This window comes from Arthrobacter sp. Soc17.1.1.1 (assembly GCF_036867195.1).
In the GTDB taxonomy this organism is placed as follows: Bacteria; Actinomycetota; Actinomycetes; order Actinomycetales; family Micrococcaceae; genus Arthrobacter_D.
This window is the reverse complement of record NZ_JBAJII010000001.1, coordinates 1,506,954-1,524,641: the sequence shown is the minus strand read 5'-3', so window position 1 is coordinate 1,524,641 and position 17,688 is coordinate 1,506,954. Positions and strand designations below refer to the sequence as shown.

The following is a 17,688-nucleotide window of genomic DNA, read 5'->3' as shown; positions in this document are numbered from 1 at the left end:
GCCCGTCAGTCGCGCATGGCGCGGCGGGCGCTGTCGGTGCGCCGCTGCGGGTTCCCGACGTCGATGACGGCGCTGAGCACGGCGAGTCCCGACGACGCGACGAGCACCGGGTTGAACTCGAGGCGCGCGATCTCGGGGTGGTTGTCCTTCAGCAGGGCCACGCGCGCCACGAGGTCCTCGAGCGCCGCGACGTCCGCCGGCGGCAGGCCCTGGTAGCCGAAGAGCTTGCGGGAGGCGCGCGGCGCCCGGACGAGGTCCGCGACGTCCCCGGTGCTCAGCGGCGGGACGGCGTGCGCCCAGTCGTCGAGGAGGTTCACGGAGTCGCCGGCCAGTCCGAAGGACACCACGGGGCCCATGAGCGGGTCCTCGATGGCGCTGATGCTGCAGGCCTGGCCCGACGGCGCCATCGACTGCACCTCCATGCCGAAATGGCCGAAGGGTGCCAGCACCTTCTCCATGCGGGTGATGTTGCGCCGCAGGGACTCGGCGTCGTCGATGTTCAGCCGCACACCGCCGAGGTCGAGGCGGTGCCGGAGGTGCTCGTCCATGGTCTTCAGCGCGACCGGCCAGCCCAGCCGCCCGGCCTGCTCCACGGCCTCGTCGGCGGAGGTGAAACGCGCGGAGGGCAGGAGCCGGATGCCGTAGGCGCCCATGAGTGCCGCGCACTCCTCGGACGTGAGCCGCGTGAGCTCGATGTCCGCGACGCGCGCCCTGACCTGCCCGAGGACCCGCGCGGCCCCGTCGACGTCGACGCCCGCGGGATCCAGGAACTCGCCGTGGTCGCGGGCACGCCAGTGCGCGTACCGGACGACGGCGCCGAGCGCGGCGAGCGCCGCCCCCGGGCTCGGGAAGCACGGCAGGCCGCGCTGGAGGGGCAGCACCGCGGCGGCGGTCTCGCGTTCGGCCGGCCCGGCGGCGGTCGGGTGCCCGGCATGCCCGGCCGCGGCCCCTTCCAGCGGCGCGGCGACCGTGTCGTCCGTCGCCCCGTCGGCTCGCGCGCCGGACGTCCCGTCGGCGCGGGAACCGGTCGCCGGCGAGAACACGAGGCCGTCGAGCTGCAGGCGGGCGTCGAGGATCCCGGTGAAGGAGGCGATGACCGGCTTGCCGGCGCGCTCGGCGCACTCCTGCAGGCACGCGGCCACGGCGTCGGCGGTCAGCCCGCGGGCCGGCAGCGTGGTGACGATCGCGGCGTGCACGGTCTCCTCGCGCAGGGCGTCCCGCACGGCCGCGGAGAGGGCGGGCAGGGCCACGGACTGCCCGGTGTCCAGCTGCAGGCCGGTCTCCAGCCGCGCGACGGTCATGCCCTGCGAGACCACGCCGTCGGCCACCACCTTCCCGAGCGCGGAGGAGTTGCTGAAGACCGCGACGCCGGGGCCCTGGGGCAGGGGCTGGCTCGCGACGATCTGCGCGATGTCCATCAGCTGCTCGGTCGTCTCCACCCTCATGACGCCCGACTGCCGGAGCATGGAGTCGAGGGCGCCGGGCGGCGCCTGGGAGGTGCGCACCGCGTGGCCCGGCGGCAGCTGCAGCCCGGTGACGTCGGACTTCGCGACGATGACCGGCTTCGTCCGGGCCAGGCGCCGGGCGATGCGCGAGAACTTCCTCGGGTTGCCGATCGACTCGAAGTACAGCCCGACGGCGCGGGTGGTGGGGTCGTCCTCCCAGAACTGCATGGCGTCGTTCCCGGACACGTCGGCGCGGTTGCCCGCGGAGATCACGGACGACACCCCGAGTCCGCGCCGGTGGGCGCTCGCGTAGAGGAGCACCCCGAGGCCCGCGGACTGGCTGAAGAGCGACAGGGCGCCGCGGCGGGGCAGCGCGGGCGCCATGGAGGCGTTGAGGCGGACCGCCGGGTCGGTGTTCACGAGGCCCAGCGACGCCGGACCGACCACGCGCATGCCGTGCGCCCTGGCCTTGTGCACGAGGGCGCGCTGTCGCGCGAGCCCTTCGTCGCCGTCGTCGGCGTAGCCCGCCGTCGCCACGAGGAGCCCCTTCACGCCGGCGCGGGCGCAGTCGTCCACCACGGCGTCCACCTGGTCGTGGGGCACGGCCACCACGGCGAGGTCCACGGGCTCGGGGACCTCGGCCAGGGAGGCGTGCGAGATCATGCCGTGCAGTTCGAAGGCCTCCGGGTTCACGGCGTACACGCGGCCCGTGAAGCCGCCGTCGATGAGGTGCTCCAGGAGGGCGTACCCCACGGTGCCCCATTCGCGGCTCGCACCGATCACGGCGACCGACGACGGCGTGAGGAGCTCCGCCATGCTCCGGGCCTCCGCGCGGTGCTCCCGGGCCTCCATCACCGCCCGGGACTTCCGTGTGGGGTCGATGTCGAAGCTGAGCATCACCACGCCGTCGTCGAAGTGCCGCTCCACCTCGTAGCCGGCCTCGGCGAAGACCGTGATCATCTTGCGGTTCTCGGGGAGGACCTCGGCGGAGAAGCGGCGGATGCCGTTCTCGCGGGCCGCGGCCGCCAGGTGCTCGAGGAGGATGGAGCCGACGCCGCGGCCCTGGTGGTTGTCGGAGACGTTGAAGGCGACCTCGGCCTTGAGCGGGTCGTCGAGCCGGTCGTAGCGGCCGATCCCGATGATGTCGTCGCCGCGCGTGATGACGAAGGCCACGCGGTCGCGGTGGTCCACCTCGGTGAAGCGCTTGAGCTCCTTGGTGCTGAGGGTGGCCTTGTAGGTGAAGAACCGCAGGTAGATGGAGTTCTGCGACTGGCTCACGTGGAAGGCCTGCACGGCGTCGGCGTCGGAGGGCGAGATGGGGCGCAAGTGGCCTGTCCCGCCGTCGCGCAGGACGACATCAGCCTCCCAATATTCCGGGTATTGTCCGTCCGTCGCCATAGACTCAGGGTAGTCGGCATCCCCCCGTCCCCGGCCCGAGGCCGCGACCGGACGCGCGGATGCCCGCGATCCGCCCCATTCGAACCCTGAGTTGTTGAGGAACCGCCACGTGGCCAGGCGCCAGAACTCCGCACCGCCGGAGGATTTCACCGAGAAGATCATCGACATCGATGTCGAATCCGAGATGGAGGACTCCTTCCTCGAGTACGCGTACTCGGTGATCTACTCCCGTGCCCTCCCCGATGCGCGCGACGGCCTGAAACCCGTGCAGCGCCGCATCCTGTACATGATGACGGACATGGGCCTGCGCCCGGACCGCGGCCACGTGAAGTCTGCGCGCGTGGTCGGCGAGGTGATGGGCAAGCTGCACCCCCACGGCGACACCGCCATCTACGACGCCATGGTGCGCATGGCCCAGGACTTCTCCCTGCGCCTGCCCCTCATCGACGGCCACGGCAACTTCGGTTCGCTCGACGACGGTCCCGCGGCCGCCCGGTACACCGAGGCCCGCCTCGCGGCCGCCGCGCTGACCCTCACGAACCACCTCGACGAGGACGTCGTCGACTTCGTGCCGAACTACGACAACCAGCTGACGCAGCCGGAGGTCCTCCCGGCGGCGTTCCCCAACCTGCTCGTCAACGGCGCCAGCGGGATCGCCGTCGGCATGGCCACGAACATGCCGCCCCACAACCTCGGGGAGGTCGTCGCGGCGGCACGCCACCTCATCGCGAACCCGGACGCCTCGCTCGAGGACCTGACGCGCTTCGTGCCCGGTCCGGATCTTCCGAGCGGCGGCAGGATCGTGGGGCTCGACGGCGTGCGTGACGCGTACGCGACGGGCCGCGGGTCCTTCAAGACCCGCGCGAAGGTCACGGTCGAGCAGCTCTCGGCCCGGCGCACGGGCCTCGTGGTCACCGAGCTGCCGTACACCGTGGGCCCGGAGAAGGTGATCGAGCGGATCAAGGACGCCGTCACCTCGAAGAAGCTGCAGGGCATCTCGGACATCGTGGACCTCACGGACCGCACGCACGGGCTCCGCCTGGTGATCGAGCTCAAGAACGGGTTCAACCCGAATGCCGTGCTGGCGCAGCTCTACCGCTTCACGCCGATGGAGGACTCGTTCGGCATCAACAACGTGGCGCTCGTGGACGGCCAGCCGCGTACGCTCGGGCTCCGCGAGCTCCTGCAGGTCTACGTGACCCACCGGATCCTCGTGGTGCGCCGCCGTACCTCCTACCGGCTGCAGCGCAAGCGGGACCGCCTGCACCTGGTCGAGGGCCTGCTCGTGGCGATCGTGGACATCGACGAGGTCATCCAGATCATCCGCTCCTCGGACGAGTCCTCCGCCGCGCGCGAGCGCCTGATGTCCATCTACGACCTCACCGAGATCCAGGCCAACTACATCCTCGAACTGCGCCTCCGGCAGCTCACCCGGTACTCGCGCATCGAGCTGGAGAAGGAACAGGAGCAGCTCCGCCTCGAGATCGCCGAGCTGGAGGCGATCCTCGGCTCCGAGGAGCGCCTGCGCACCCTCGTGTCCGACGAGCTCGCCGAACTGTCCGACCAGTTCGCCACCCCGCGCCGGACCGTCCTGCTCGAGTCCGAGGCGGCCGCCCCGCTGAAGGGATCTGCCCTGCCCGCGCCGGCGGCCGGCAAGGGCGTCAAGGCCGTCCTGCCGCTCGAGATCGCGGACGACCCCTGCTGGGTGCTGCTCTCGGCGTCGGGGCAGCTCGCCCGCACGTCGGACCGCCAGGCCCTCGGCGACGGCCAGCGCATCAAGCACGACGCCTTCCGGTCCGTCCTGCCCTCCACCGCCCGCGGCGAGGTGGGGGCCGTGACCTCGGCCGGGCGCATGATCCGCCTCCAGGTCATGGACATGCCCGCCCTGCCGCCCACCGCCGGGGTGCCCAACCTGGCGGGAGGGGTGCCGTCGTCGGAGTTCATCACGCTCGAGCGCGGCGAGAGCCTCGTGGGGCTGGCGCCGCTGAGCGGCGTCGTGGCCCTCGGGACCGCGCAGGGCGTGGTGAAGCGTGTGCAGCCGGACTACCCGCTGAACCGCGACGACTGGGAGGTCATCACGCTCAAGCCCAAGGACAGGGTGGTGGGCGTGGCGACCGCGGCCGACGCCGACGACCTCGTGTTCGTCACGCGGCTGGCGCAGCTGCTCCGCTTCCCGGCCTCCGCGGTGCGGCCGCAGGGCCGGACGGCCGGCGGCATGGCCGGCATCAAGCTCGCGGCGGGTGACGCCGTGCTGCACTTCGGTGCGGTGGCGCACGGCGACGAGCAGGGCGTGGTGGTGACGGTCGCCGCGCCGGGGGACGCGCTGCCCGGCACGGCCGCAGGGTCCGCGAAGATCACCGAGTTCTCGGAGTACCCCGTCAAGGGCCGGGCCACGGCGGGCGTGCGCGCCCACCGGTTCCTGCGCGGGGAGGAGGCCCTGTCGCTCGCCTGGGCAGGTCACGGACCCGCGCGGGCGGCGTCGGCCAACGGCGTGGCCCGGGCGCTGCCCACGGAGCACGGGCGGCGTGACGGTTCGGGTGTGCCGCTGACGCAGCAGATCGACGCCGTCGGGCCGGCGCTGACAGGGCTCGTCGAGTCCTCCGGTCCGGCCGCACCGGCCCTGCCGGGGTCCGGAGCCGCCGGGTCGGGCCCCGCCGATCCGGCCGGATCCGGTACCGCAGGGTCGGGTGGACCGACGGCGGGTGTCCGGCTCGTGGACGGTTCAGGGCCTGCGGCGTCGAGGCGCGCGAAGGATGCCGGCGACGGTCAGGGCACGCTGCTCTAGCTGCCCTGGCTTGCTCTCCCTCGGCCCGCCGCGGTGGTCGGTCCGAGCGCCGCGGTGGTCAGTCCGCCGGGACGACGAGCGGCAGGTCGAAGACGATCGCGCGCTGCGTCGGCACGTAGCCCATGCGTTCGTACAGCCCGAGCGCGCCCGAGGGGTTCTCGGTGTCGACGCCGAGCCCCGCATTCTCCATCCCGGCGGCCCGGTACCGCTTCATCGCCTCGGCGAGGAGCGCCGGCGCCAGGCCGCGGCCACGCCAGGACCTCCGGACACCGAGCAGGTCCGTGTAGCCCTCGGAGTGCCCGAGCAGCTCGCGGGAATCGGGGTCGTAGCTCGCCAGCTGGTAGGCGGCCACCTCCCCCGTGGCCGTGTCGACGAGCGCGAGGCTCCAGTCTGGGCGGAACTCGGGGTGCGTGACGGTGAACTGCCACGACTCCTGGTCGCGCGGCTCGCTCCCCCAGTGGTCCTGGAAGGCGTCGTTGTGCGCGAGGCGGACCAGCTCGACGATGTCCCGGTCGGCGCCGTCGGCGAAGCTCACCAGTTCCAGCCCGGGCGGGAAGGGCAGCTCGGGGATCGGCTGGTCCAGCGGCCGCGTCATCTCCGTGAAGTACCGGACGATCGTGCTCCCGCTCGAGGAGAGCAGGGCCAGGTGCGAGGGGTTGCGTTCCTCGACGTAGTTGCGGAACGTGCCCTCGGCCCGGCCGGTCTCGCGCAGCCGTCCGGCGGCGCGCCATGCCTGCCAGGCGAGCACCGCACGCCCGGTCCCGCGGCCGCGCCACTGAGGATCGACGCCGCCCGCCCCGTGGATCAGGGAGGACCCGGAGTTCATGGACAGGCGCCCGAAGGCACGGGGTACGCCGGCGTCGTCGAACCCGGCGATCGTGTCGCGGCGCGGATCGTTCTTCGAGGCGCGGAGCGCCTGCTCGAGGTCGGCGCGCTGCTCCACCCAGTCTGGCTCGTCGACGGCCGCGATGCGCCGGATCAGGGCGAGCCACGCGTCGATGTCCGCGTAGTTGAGCGGACGCCATCGCAGCGCGGCGGGCAGTGGCGGTGCCTCGGTCTCGGCCGGGCTGCTGCCGGGTTGCTGTCCGGGCTGCTGTCCGGGCTGGTCGCGGGTGCTCATGGTGCCAGCGTATTGCAGGGCGACCGGCTCGTCCGGATGCGACGCGTGGCCCCGGGCCGGGCGTCACACGCGCCGGTCGCCTCCCGACCGCGCTGCGGGGGCAGGGCCCGGCAGGGTCACCGTCCGGTCGCACAGTGCCGCCTCGTCGGGGTCGTGCGTCACCAGGAGCACCGCGGTGTCGGGCAGCCCGCGGCGCAGATCCTCCAGCAGCGAGCGGGCGCCGTCGGCGTCGAGGTGCGCGGTGGGCTCGTCGAGGAGGACGACGCCGGACCGCGTCAGCAGGGCGCGGGCCACGGCGAGCCGCTGCCGCTGCCCGCCGGACAGGCGCGAGCCGCCCGGTCCGGCCTGCGCGTCCAGCCCGTGCTCGAGGCCGGCCACGAACTCCGTCAGGCCCACGGCCCCCAGGACCCGCTGGAGCTCGTCGTCCGTGGCCGGATCGCCGGGTGACCGCGCGAGCTGCAGGTTGGATCGGATGCTCGAGGTGAACAGGTGGCTCTCCTGCGGACACCAGGCGATCCGCGGTGCGGGTCCGCCGTGGTGCGGTACGCCGTCGACGAGCAGCCTGCCCTGCTCGAGCGGCAGGAACCCCAGCAGGGCACCGATCAGGGTGGACTTCCCGCTGCCGGACGGTCCGGTGAGACCCGTCCAGCGGCCCGTTCCGAGGTGCAGGTCCACGCCGGTCACCACCGGCCGGCCGCGCTCGTACCCTACGGCGGCATCCTCCAGCTCCAGCCGTCGGACCGCGGCGGGGCTGCTCCCTGCGCCGGCTCCGGCAGGGTCCCCGTCCTGCGGCGGCCCGAGCCTCGGCCGGAGGCGTCGCACGACGGCGGAGAGCGCACCCCAGGTCTGCACGGCCGAGGCGCCCGCGACGAAGGGCTCGATCAGGGCGAGCTGCATCAGCACCAGCACCGCCGTGATGTCTGCCGGCCGTCCGCCGGAGGCGAGGATGCCGAGCGACGCCGCGCAGCTGGCGGCGACGATCACCGCCGTCGCCGCTCCGGCCGCGGCGGCGGACCGTCGCGAGGCGGCCGCGGCCCTGCTGTCCAGGCGCCGCGTCACCCCGAGCGCCGCACGGTGGGCGCCGTTCACGCGGAGATCGGGGGCCGCCCGGACGAGGCCGGTCACGCGTTCGAGGGCGTCCGCGCGCAGCTGCACGGCGGCGGCGCCGGCGGCCCGCTCACGCGCGACCGCCACCATCGGCGCGACGACCACGGCCGCACCCACCGCGAGGGCCTGCCAGCCGAGGACCGCGGGATGCAGCACGGCCGTGGTGACCAGGGCCGCGACGCCCGTGAGCACCGAGGTGACGAAGGGCAGCAGCGCCCTCGCCGAGAGGTCGCGTAGCTCGTCGATGTCCCCCACGAGCCGTTCGATGCCGCCCGAACCCCGGGCGATCGTGCGCCACGAGCGCCCCGCCTGCAGCAGGCCCGTCCAGAGGCGGAGGCGCGTGTCGTCGGCCCGGTGGAACACCGCGCGGTGCAGCCACAGCCGCTCCTCGTAGCGGAGCAGGGACCGGCCGATACCGAAGAACCGGACACCGACGATGGCGGTGAGGAGGTAGAGGATCGGCGGCTGCTCGGCGGCGCGGACGATGAGCCAGCCGCTGAGTGCGGTGAGGGCGACGGCGAAGACCGAGGCACCGAGCCCCAGCGCCGCAGCGGCGAGGAAACGGCGGTCCCACGGGCGCACGAGTGCGAGCACGTCGAGCGCGGACCGGGACCACGAGGTCCTGCCCCGGAGCGGCGGGGCCGTCGCGTCCGGGTCGGCGACGGCAGTTGCGTGATCGCGCGCGCTGCCGGCGGGCGACACGGCGGCGGGCGACAGAGATCGGGGCACGGCAGGGACGGCGGCGGGCGCCGCGGACACGGTGGACGTGTCGGCCCGGGCAGCACCGGCGGAGCCCGGCGACCGGACACCGGCCTCGGGGCCGTGGCCGACGGCGGACCGGGCGGCAGATACCGCACGGCTCGGAACGAGGTCGCGCCGGGCGTCGAGGCGCACCTCGTCCGTCGCCAGGGCGGCCGTCTCGTCGTCGTGTGCGATCAGGACGACCGCCAGTCCCGGCCGGCGGACCGCGATGGCCCCGCGGATGGCACGGGAGGCCTCCTCGTCCACGTGGGCTGTCGGCTCGTCGAGGAGCAGGAGCCGGACCGCGGGGTCCTGTGCCCGGAGGAGGGCACGGGCGACGGCGACGCGCCGCAGTTCGCCGGGGCTGAGCTCCCCCGTCCGCCGGTCCGCCAGATCCGCGGCCCCCACGGCCGCGAGCTGCTCCTCGATGGCGGGGGCATCGTCCGGCAACCGCGCGTAGAGGGCCAGTTCGGCGCGCACCGTGTCCATCAGGAGCTCGGGGTGCTGGGGAACCCAGGCGATGCCGTCCTCGGGCAGGCCTTCGATGCGTCCCTCCGACCGGAGGCCCACGGGGAGCGCCGCTCCCCCGGCCAGGACCCGCATGAGCGTCGACTTCCCCGATCCGCTCGGACCCCGCAGGGCCAGCACCGAACCGGGCGCGACGACGAAGGAGACGTCCTCCAGCACCGGTTCGAGGACGCCGTCGTACCGGGCGCCGAGCTTCCCGACCCGGATGACGCCGGGTGCCTCGACCGGGGCCACGTGCCCGGTGCTCGGCGTGGACGACGTCGAAGGCGCAGACGGGAGGTCCGACGCGGAGTCCGACGCCGAGTCCGACGTGAAGTCCGACGCCGAGTCCGACGTGAAGTCCGACGTGGAGTCCGGGTCCGACGCGGCGCGCACCGCGGCACCCTCGGGCGCGGGGGCATCGATGACAGCGCGGACCCGGGCGCCGGCCTCCTGGCCGTCCTCGCTGGCGTGGTGGGCGGCGCCGACGTCGCGGAGCGGCCCGTAGCACTCGGGCGCGAGGATCAGGGCGATCAGCGCCGTCTCGAGCCCGAGGTCGCCGTGGATGAGGCGGACCCCCGCGAATACGGCGACGACGGCGACGGAGATGGTGCTGATGAGTTCGAGGGCGAGGGAGGAGAGGAAGACCGTCCGGAGCGTCGTCATGGTGCGTGAGGTGTAGGTGCCGGCGATCTCGCGGAGGGCGCGCGTCTGCTCCGCGGCACGGCCGAGGCCCACGAGGACCGGGAGCCCCCGCGCGAGCTCGAGCAGGTGGTCGGACAGGCGGCCCAGTGCGACGGCGGCCTGCCGGGTGCGCTCCTGCGTGTGGAGGCCGATGAGCGCCATGAAGACGGGCACCAGCGGCACCGTGAGCACGATGATGAGGGCGCTGACCCAGTCCGCGAGGAGTATCCGTGCGCCGATGAGCAGGGGCACCACGGCGCAGGTGATGAGGGCGGGCAGGTACTGCGTGTAGTACTTGTCGAGTCCGTCGAGACCGCGGGTCAGCAACACCGCGAGGGAGCCCTGGCCGCCGCCGGGGGTGGCGGCGCGGGTGGTGCCGCCGTCGTCGAGCACGCGCAGCAGGGCGGCCTCGCGCATCCCCTCCTTGGCGCCGAGGGCCAGGCGGGCGGCGGTGGCGTCCTGGCCCCAGGCCGCGAGGGTGCGCAGCGCTGCCCCGAGCACCCCCTGCACGAGGACAGCACGGACATCCGGCGCGCCGGCGGCGAGGGACGCGATGCCGAGTGCGAGCGCCTGGGCCATGAGGACCAGTCCCGCGGCGCGGGCGGCGGCGAGCACGCCGAGGAGGTACACGGCCGGGCCCGCGCCGACCGGTCCGCCGGCCGCCAGGACGGCCAGGGGTCCGCGCCGGGCTGCGGGGCCGGCCGCTGGGGTGGTGCTCACAGCGCCGCCACGGCATGCGCCGCGGGGATGCTCTCCTCCGACACGCGCCGGCGGAAGACCCAGTACGTCCAGGCCTGGTAGGCGAGGACGAGCGGCAGCCCGAAGCAGGCCACGATGCTCATCAGCCCGAGCGTGTAGGGCGATGACGAGGCGTTCTGCACCGTCAGGTCGAACGCCGCATCCAGGGTCGAGGGCAGCACGACCGGGAACACGGCACCGAAGATCGATCCGACGAGTGCGAGCATCCCGACGCCCAGCGCCGCGAAGGCCCGCCCGTCGCGTCCGACGATCGAGCAGCGGTGGGCGGCGAGGACGGCCGCGACGGCGAGCACCACGGCCAGCCAGGTGATCACCGACCCCGTGTCCAGCTGGACGATCAGGGCCCAGCCCAGGAACGGGAGCAGCGCGACGGGCAGGAGCCGGCGGAACAGGCGTTCGGCCTGGCCCCGCACGCCGCCCTCGGTCTTGAGCGCGACGAACGCGGCCGCATGGACGAGGCAGAACAGGACGACGGCGGCGGCCCCGAGGAGGGCCGGTGCGGTGGCCCAGGCGAAGGCGCCGCCCACCCGGTTGCCGTTCGCGTCGAGCGGCAGGCCCGTCGTCGTCAGCGCCAGGGCGGCGCCGATCCCGGCCGCGGCGGTGAAGGAGCCGACGGCGATCGCCCAGTCCCAGCGGCCGCGCCACGCGTCGCTGTCCCGCTTGCCGCGCCACTCGAAGGCCACGGCCCGGAAGATCAGGCCGAGCAGCACGCAGAGGAAGGGCAGGTAGAGCGCCGACAGCAGCGAGGCGTACCAGGACGGGAAGGCGGCGAACGTCGCCCCGACGGCGGTGATCAGCCACACCTCGTTGCCGTCCCAGACGGGGCCGACCGTGTTGAGCAGCACGCGCCGCTGCGTGTCGTTGCGGGCCATGAGCTTCATGAGCATGCCGACCCCGAGGTCGAATCCCTCGAGGAACAGGTAGCCGGACCAGAGCACGGCGATCAGGACGAACCAGAGGGTGGGCAGTGCCTCGGTCATCGGGGGGTCCTTCCGGTCGGGCGTGGTCGGCAGCGGGGGGAACAGCACATCGGGGGCCGGAGCACTCCGGCGGACGGGTCAGTAGGCGAAGGCGAGGACATCGCCGTCGTCCTTCCCGCCGGTGGCGCCCGGCGCGTCGTCGGAGTGCGCCAGCTCGGGCATGGCGGAGGCGGTACCGCCGCGCACGTAGGTGAACAGCAGCCTCACCTCGACCACGAGCAGGACGGCGTACACGGTGGTCAGGGCGACGAGCGAGGCGACCAGCTCGGCGACGGTGACGCCCGGTGAGACGGCCGCGGCGGTGAACATGAACACGCTGTCGATACCCGAGAGATCGGGGTTGGGCGCGACGACGAACGGCTGCCGCCCCATCTCCGTGAAGATCCAGCCGGCGGCGTTGGCCCCGAACGGGGCGAGGATGCCGAACACCGCGAGGCGCATGAGCCAGCGGGACTGCGGCACGGTGCCCCTGCGGAGGACCCACAGGGCGGCCGCCGCGGCGGCGGCAGCGATCGCGCCGAAGCCGATCATGATGCGGAAGCCCCAGTAGGTGACCTCCATGACGGGCAGGTAGTCGATCTCGGTGCCCGCGCGCTCGCCGTACATGGGATCGTCAGGCAGCGTGGTGCCGTACTTCTCCTGGTACTCGGGCAGGAGGGTGTTGACGCCCTTGACCTCGGTGGTGAAGTCGCCGTTGGCGAGGAACGAGAGCACGCCGGGCACCTCGATGACGGCCGTGATGTCATCGCAGCTCTGCGCCCCCAGGTTGCCGACGGAGAGGATCGAGAAGCCGGTGCCGTCATGGCAGGCGGCTTCCGCGGCGGCCATCTTCATGGGCTGCTGGTCGAACATGAGCTTGCCCTGCAGGTCCCCGGTGATACCGGTCCCGGCGAACGCGATCATGGCGACGACGGCGCCCGCCCGCGCGGAGCGCAGCCACACCCGGTGGTCGACGGCGTCGCGGGCACCGCCGCCGTCGCCGGCGGTGAGGGTGCCGTCCGCGGTGAGGGTGTCGAGCCCGTCGTGGCGCCGCTTCCACAGGTGGTACCAGCTGATCCCGAGCAGGAAGGCCCCGGCCACCGCGAGGGCTCCGAAGAGCGTGTGCGGGAAGGCGACGAGGGCGGTGTTGTTGGTGAAGACGGCCCACGCGTCGACCATCACGGGCCTGCCGTCGACCATCTCGACGCCCACGGGGTGCTGCATCCAGGAGTTGGCCACGAGGATGAAGTAGGCGGAGAAGACGGAGGCCAGGACGGCGGCCCAGAGGCTCAGCAGGTGGACCAGCCGGGGCAGGCGGTCCCAGCCGAAGATCCAGAGGCCGAGGAAGGTCGATTCGACGAAGAAGGCGAGGAGCGCCTCCATCGCCAGCGGCGCCCCGAAGACGTCCCCCACGAAGCGGCTGTACTCGCTCCACGCCATGCCGAACTGGAACTCCTGCACGAGGCCGGTGGCCACGCCCATGATGAAGTTGATGAGGAAGAGCTTCCCCCAGAACTTCGTCATCCTGAGGTAGTGCTCCTTGCCCGTGCGGTGCCACATGGTCTGCATCGTCGCGACCAGGAGACCGAGCCCGATGGTCAGCGGGACCATGAGGAAGTGGTAGACGGTCGTGATCCCGAATTGCCAGCGGGCAATCTCCAAGGCTTCCATCGGACCCTTTCGGCAGTGCCGTACGCCGGCGACGCGGAACTTCTACAAGCTGTAGAAGAAGTTCTTCTACATATCGTAGAACAAATGTCCACGTATTTCTACGTGGAGTAGAAATGTGCGGGCCGACGCGGTAGGTTAGATGCACCACGCCTCATCGCTCCCTCCTGGGAGCGGACCGGAGCCCAGGCGGGATCCGGTCCTGCACTGATCGAAGGAAGAACATGGCAACGCTCGGAGACCTCGAACGCACGGTGATGGACCTGCTGTGGGCGACACCGGAGGCGATGCACGCGAATGCACTCAGGGACGCGATCGCCGAGGCACCGACGGGGCAGGTGGGACGCGAACTCGCCGTCACGACGGTCCTGACGGTGCTGTCCCGGCTCGAGAAGAAGGGCCTCGTGGAGCGGGAGCGCGACAGCCGCCCGCACCGGTACCGGTCCGTGACGAGCCGTGAGGACCACACCGCGGAGCTCATGCACGAGGTGCTCGTGACGGCGCCGGACCGCGAAGCCGTCCTCGCACGCTTCATCGGCAGCGTCTCCGAGGCCGAGGCCGAGACCCTCCGCAAGCTGCTCGGCGGCAGCTGACCCTTCGGTGTTCTGGGCCTCCTACCTGCTCGCGGCTCTCGCGATCATCCTCGCGTGGCCCGCTCCGATCGCGCTCTCCCGGGCCTCCTGGCCCGCCCGCGCACCCTTCACGGCCATGGTGCTCTGGCAGTCGATCGCCCTCGCCGGAGGGCTGTCCATGATCGGCGCGATGCTCGTCTGGGGTCTCGAGCCGCTCGGCGACAACCTCGTCTCGGCGTCGGTCGGGTTCTTCCGCATCCTGGTCGATGACGACTCCGCGGCGACGCTCGGCGTGATCCACGTCTTCGCGATCAGTGCCGCGACCCTGCTGTTCGCACACCTCCTCTTCACCCTGGCGCTGACCTTCGTCCGCATCCGCCGGCAGCGCCGGCGCCACCGGGACATGCTCAACCTGCTGAGCTCCCCTGCCGCCGACCAGCCCGCCACGCTCGTGATCAGCCATCCCGCGCCCGTGGCCTACTGCCTCCCGGGCGGCGCCCGCTCCGTGACGGTGATGTCGGACGGCCTCATGGACCTCCTCAGCCGCGCCGAACTCGACGCGGTCCTGACCCACGAGAACGCGCACCTGCACCAGCGCCACCACCTGCTGCTGTGGGCCTTCGCCGCCTGGCGTGCGGCCCTGCCGTGGCTCCCCACCTCGCAGCTCGCGCAGCGCGCCGTGAGCGAACTGATCGAGATGCTGGCCGACGACGAGGCGCTGCGCCACGTGGACGAGCCCACGCTCGTGCGGGCCATCGCGATCGTCGGCTCCGGGGCGCTGCCGCCCTCACGGGACGAGCTCGACGATCCGCTCGCCGACCCCCTCACCGGTCCCGGTGCCGGGTCCCGAACCGATCAGGGCCCGCCCGGGACGACCGGCGCGGCCGACGTGACGGGTGGGACCGGGGACGCACGGTCCACGGCGCACCGGCTACGCCGCCTGCTCACTCCCCTGCCGCCGCTCAGCCGCTTCCAGCAGGGCCTGGCCCTGTCCACCGCGGGCATGCTCCTGGTGGTGCCGCCGGCGCTGCTCGTGGCGCCCGAGCTGCTCGGCTAACGAGGTCCGGGCCTCCCGGCAACCGGGCGCACCCAGGGGCCCGGACTCGCGGACCCGGACTCCCGGGAACCGGGCGCAGCGGGCCAGGGCCGGATGCGCGGCGCAGCCGGCCCGTCAGGCGTCGATGCGGTCCCGGTCCAGGGACGCCGCCCCGGCGATGATGAAGTCCTTGCGCGGTGCCACGTCGCTGCCCATCAGGAGATTGAAGACCCGCTCGGCGGACTCGGCCTCCTGGATGCGCACGCGCCGCAGGGTCCTGTGCCGGGGGTCCATCGTGGTCTCGGCCAGCTGGTCCGCGTCCATCTCGCCGAGGCCCTTGTAGCGCTGGATGGGGGACTTGTACCGCTTGCCCTGCTTCTCGAGCGCGGCCAGCAGGCGCGTGAGTTCCGCCTCCGAGTACGTGTATATCATCTCGTTGGCCTTCGCGCCGCCGTTGACCACCTCGACGCGGTGCAGGGGCGGAACGGCGGCATAGACCCGGCCGGCCTCGACGAGCGGGCGCATGTACCGGAAGAACAGGGTGAGGAGCAGCGTGCGGATGTGGGCGCCGTCGACGTCGGCGTCGGTCATCAGGATGACCTTCCCGTACCGCCGCGCGTCGAGCTGGAAGCTCCGCCCGGAGCCTGCCCCGATGACCTGGATGAGGGCGGCGCACTCCGCGTTGGACAGCATGTCGCCCACGGAGGCCTTCTGCACGTTCAGGATCTTCCCGCGGATCGGCAGGAGCGCCTGGTAATCCGAGGACCGCGCGTTCTTCGCGGTGCCGAGCGCGCTGTCACCCTCGACGATGAACAGTTCGGAGCGCTCGGGATCGTCGATACGGCAGTCCGCGAGCTTGGCCGGCATGGTGGAGGTCTCGAGGGCGTTCTTGCGCCGCTGCGTCTCCTTGTGCACCCTTGCCGAGATCCGCGACTTCATCTCAGCGACGACCTTCTCGAGCAGCAGGGCCGACTGGGCCTTGTCGTTGCGCGCCGAGGAGGACAGGCGCGCCTGCAGCTCCTTCTCCACGACCTTCGCCACGATGGCCTTCACCGCGGACGTGCCGAGGACCTCCTTGGTCTGCCCCTCGAACTGCGGCTCGGCCAGGCGCACCGTGAGGACGGCCGTCAGGCCGGCGAAGACGTCGTCCTTCTCGATCTTGTCGCTGCCCGCCTTCAGCTTGCGGGCGTTCGCTTCGATGACCTTGCGGAAGGTCTTCAGCAGGGCCTGCTCGAAGCCGGTCTGGTGCGTCCCGCCCTTGGGTGTGGCGATGATGTTCACGTAGCTGCGGACCGTCGTCTCGTAGCCGATGCCCCAGCGCAGCGCGATGTCGACGTCGCAGTCCCGCTCCACCTCGGCCATGCGGCTGTGGCCGCGCTCGTCGAGGACGGGTACCGACTCCTTGAAGCGGCCCGACCCCTGGAACCGCCAGACATCCGTGACGGCGGTATCGAGGGCCAGGAACTCGGCGTACTCGGAGATGCCGCCGTCGTGCTGGAAGACCTCCTCCACGGGCCCGGACTCCCCCGGGGTGCCCGGGAGCCGCCGCTCGTCCCGCAGCGTGATGCGCAGGCCCGGGACGAGGAACGACGTCTGCCGTGCGCGGGTCTGCAGTTCCTCGTACGAGAAGCTCGCGTCGGGCGTGAAGATCTGGCGGTCGGCCCAGTACCTGATGCGGGTCCCCGTGACGCCACGCTTGGCCCTGCCCACGATCTCGAGGCGGGAGCCGTCGAGGAAGGGCTCGAACGAGGAGGCGGGCGACGGCGTCGTACCGTCCTTGAACACGCCCGGCTCGCCCCGGCGGAACGACATGGCGTAGGTCTTGCTGCCGCGGTCGACGAACACGTCCAGCCGGGAGGACAGGGCGTTGACGACACTCGCCCCGACGCCGTGCAGGCCGCCCGAGGCGGTGTAGGAGCCGCCGCCGAACTTGCCGCCGGCATGCAGTTTCGTGAACACCACCTCTACACCCGTGAGGCCCGTCTTGGGTTCGATGTCCACGGGGATCCCCCGGCCGTCGTCGTGGATCTCCACGGAGCCGTCCGCGTGCAGGATGACGGTGATGCTCTGCCCGTACCCGGCCAGCGCCTCATCCACCGAGTTGTCGATGATCTCCCAGAGGCAGTGCATGAGGCCGCGCGAGTCGGTGGAACCGATGTACATGCCGGGACGCTTGCGCACCGCTTCGAGGCCTTCGAGGACCGAGAGGTGCCGGGCGGTGTAGTCCGAGGTGGGGGGTGTCACGGTGATGCGATCTCCTGGGCGGAACAGGCACGCACCAGGGCGGGCGCCGGGCGGTGTGTTCGAAAGGGAAGGGGACCTCCAGTCTATTGCCGGGTACCGACAGCATCGGCCAGGCGCGGCTCCGATGTCCGCGGCGGACGTCCCGGAAACCCCATACCCCCTGGTACGCCCGGAGCGAAAGGAGACCCAGCCTGGGAAGGGCCGCCGACGAATAGTGGTTATATGAGTACACGATCCACAGGAGGAGACCCCATGACCACTGCAGTAGCAACTCGCGAATTGACTGCCCTGGACCGCTGCGACCGGTGCGGCGCCCAGGCCTACGTGCGGGCCGTCCTTCAGTCATCCGGTGGAGAGCTTCTGTTCTGCGGCCACCATGCGCGCGCCGTCGAAGCGAACCTGAAGCCCCTCACCTCGGAGTGGCAGGACGAGACGCAGCGGCTTCACGAGAAGCCCGCCGTCGTCGCCGACTGATCCAGCACGCAACCCCCTACTCCAGGCGCCTCGTGAACAGGCGCTGAGACTCACGGAAAGGCCCCCTCCGCCGGAGGGGGCCTTTCCGCGTCCAGGGCCTGGCTCCGACACGGCATGGCCGCCGACCCGCGCTCCAGACGCAGGCAGGGCCCCTCCCGAAGGAGGGGCCCTGCCTGACGCGTCGTGTCG

At 72.4% G+C, this 17,688-nt stretch carries 10 protein-coding genes; 4 read left to right on the top strand and 6 right to left on the bottom strand.

Translation table 11 applies throughout. From position 1 onward, the window contains the following. Positions 1-5: 5 nt before the first annotated feature. Positions 6-2,843 (bottom strand): bifunctional acetate--CoA ligase family protein/GNAT family N-acetyltransferase, encoded by a 2,838-nt coding sequence (locus tag V6S67_RS06800; RefSeq protein WP_334209514.1) that lies wholly within the window; start codon positions 2,841-2,843, stop codon positions 6-8. Positions 2,844-2,952: 109 nt separating this feature from the next. Here V6S67_RS06800 and V6S67_RS06795 point away from each other — a divergent pair, with 109 nt between their 5' ends. Next, positions 2,953-5,628 carry a DNA gyrase/topoisomerase IV subunit A gene (locus V6S67_RS06795; RefSeq protein ID WP_334209513.1) on the top strand — a complete coding sequence of 892 codons (2,676 nt, stop codon included), beginning with the start codon at positions 2,953-2,955 and terminating at the stop codon, positions 5,626-5,628. A 58-nt stretch (positions 5,629-5,686) separates the two neighbouring features. On the opposite strand, the gene V6S67_RS06790 is transcribed toward V6S67_RS06795, so the two are convergent. The 4 genes from V6S67_RS06790 to V6S67_RS06775 form a co-directional block, all read right to left on the bottom strand. Beyond that, positions 5,687-6,748, bottom strand: coding sequence for a GNAT family N-acetyltransferase (locus tag V6S67_RS06790; protein WP_334209512.1), 1,062 nt, complete (start codon positions 6,746-6,748; stop codon positions 5,687-5,689). A gap of 63 nt (positions 6,749-6,811) precedes the next feature. Beyond that, positions 6,812-10,507 carry a thiol reductant ABC exporter subunit CydC gene (cydC, locus tag V6S67_RS06785; RefSeq protein WP_334209511.1) on the bottom strand — a complete coding sequence of 1,232 codons (3,696 nt, stop codon included), beginning with the start codon at positions 10,505-10,507 and terminating at the stop codon, positions 6,812-6,814. After that, entirely contained in the window at positions 10,504-11,526 is a 1,023-nt protein-coding gene (gene cydB, locus V6S67_RS06780; RefSeq protein WP_334209510.1) for a cytochrome d ubiquinol oxidase subunit II, read from the bottom strand. Before cydB ends, cydC begins: the two co-directional genes overlap by 4 nt. Before the next feature lie 78 nt (positions 11,527-11,604). Next, positions 11,605-13,176: a cytochrome ubiquinol oxidase subunit I gene (locus V6S67_RS06775; protein ID WP_334209509.1), complete on the bottom strand. Its 1,572-nt coding sequence runs from the start codon at positions 13,174-13,176 to the stop codon at positions 11,605-11,607. Positions 13,177-13,397: 221 nt separating this feature from the next. On the opposite strand from V6S67_RS06775, the gene V6S67_RS06770 reads away from it, so the two are divergent. Together V6S67_RS06770 and V6S67_RS06765 are read left to right on the top strand one after the other, a co-directional pair. Further along, positions 13,398-13,766, top strand: coding sequence for a BlaI/MecI/CopY family transcriptional regulator (locus V6S67_RS06770; protein ID WP_334209508.1), 369 nt, complete (start codon positions 13,398-13,400; stop codon positions 13,764-13,766). A 7-nt stretch (positions 13,767-13,773) separates the two neighbouring features. Then, positions 13,774-14,802: a M56 family metallopeptidase gene (locus V6S67_RS06765; protein ID WP_334209507.1), complete on the top strand. Its 1,029-nt coding sequence runs from the start codon at positions 13,774-13,776 to the stop codon at positions 14,800-14,802. Between the two features lie 114 nt (positions 14,803-14,916). Here V6S67_RS06765 and V6S67_RS06760 read toward each other — a convergent pair whose 3' ends face one another. Further along, a complete protein-coding gene (locus V6S67_RS06760) occupies positions 14,917-17,025 on the bottom strand; it encodes a DNA gyrase/topoisomerase IV subunit B (RefSeq protein ID WP_334209506.1) in 2,109 nt (702 codons plus the stop codon). Positions 17,026-17,277: 252 nt separating this feature from the next. Between V6S67_RS06760 and V6S67_RS06755 the strand changes: the two genes are divergently transcribed. Then, positions 17,278-17,499, top strand: a complete 222-nt coding sequence (locus V6S67_RS06755; RefSeq protein ID WP_104049807.1) for a DUF7455 domain-containing protein — start codon at positions 17,278-17,280, stop codon at positions 17,497-17,499. Positions 17,500-17,688: the final 189 nt, after the last annotated feature.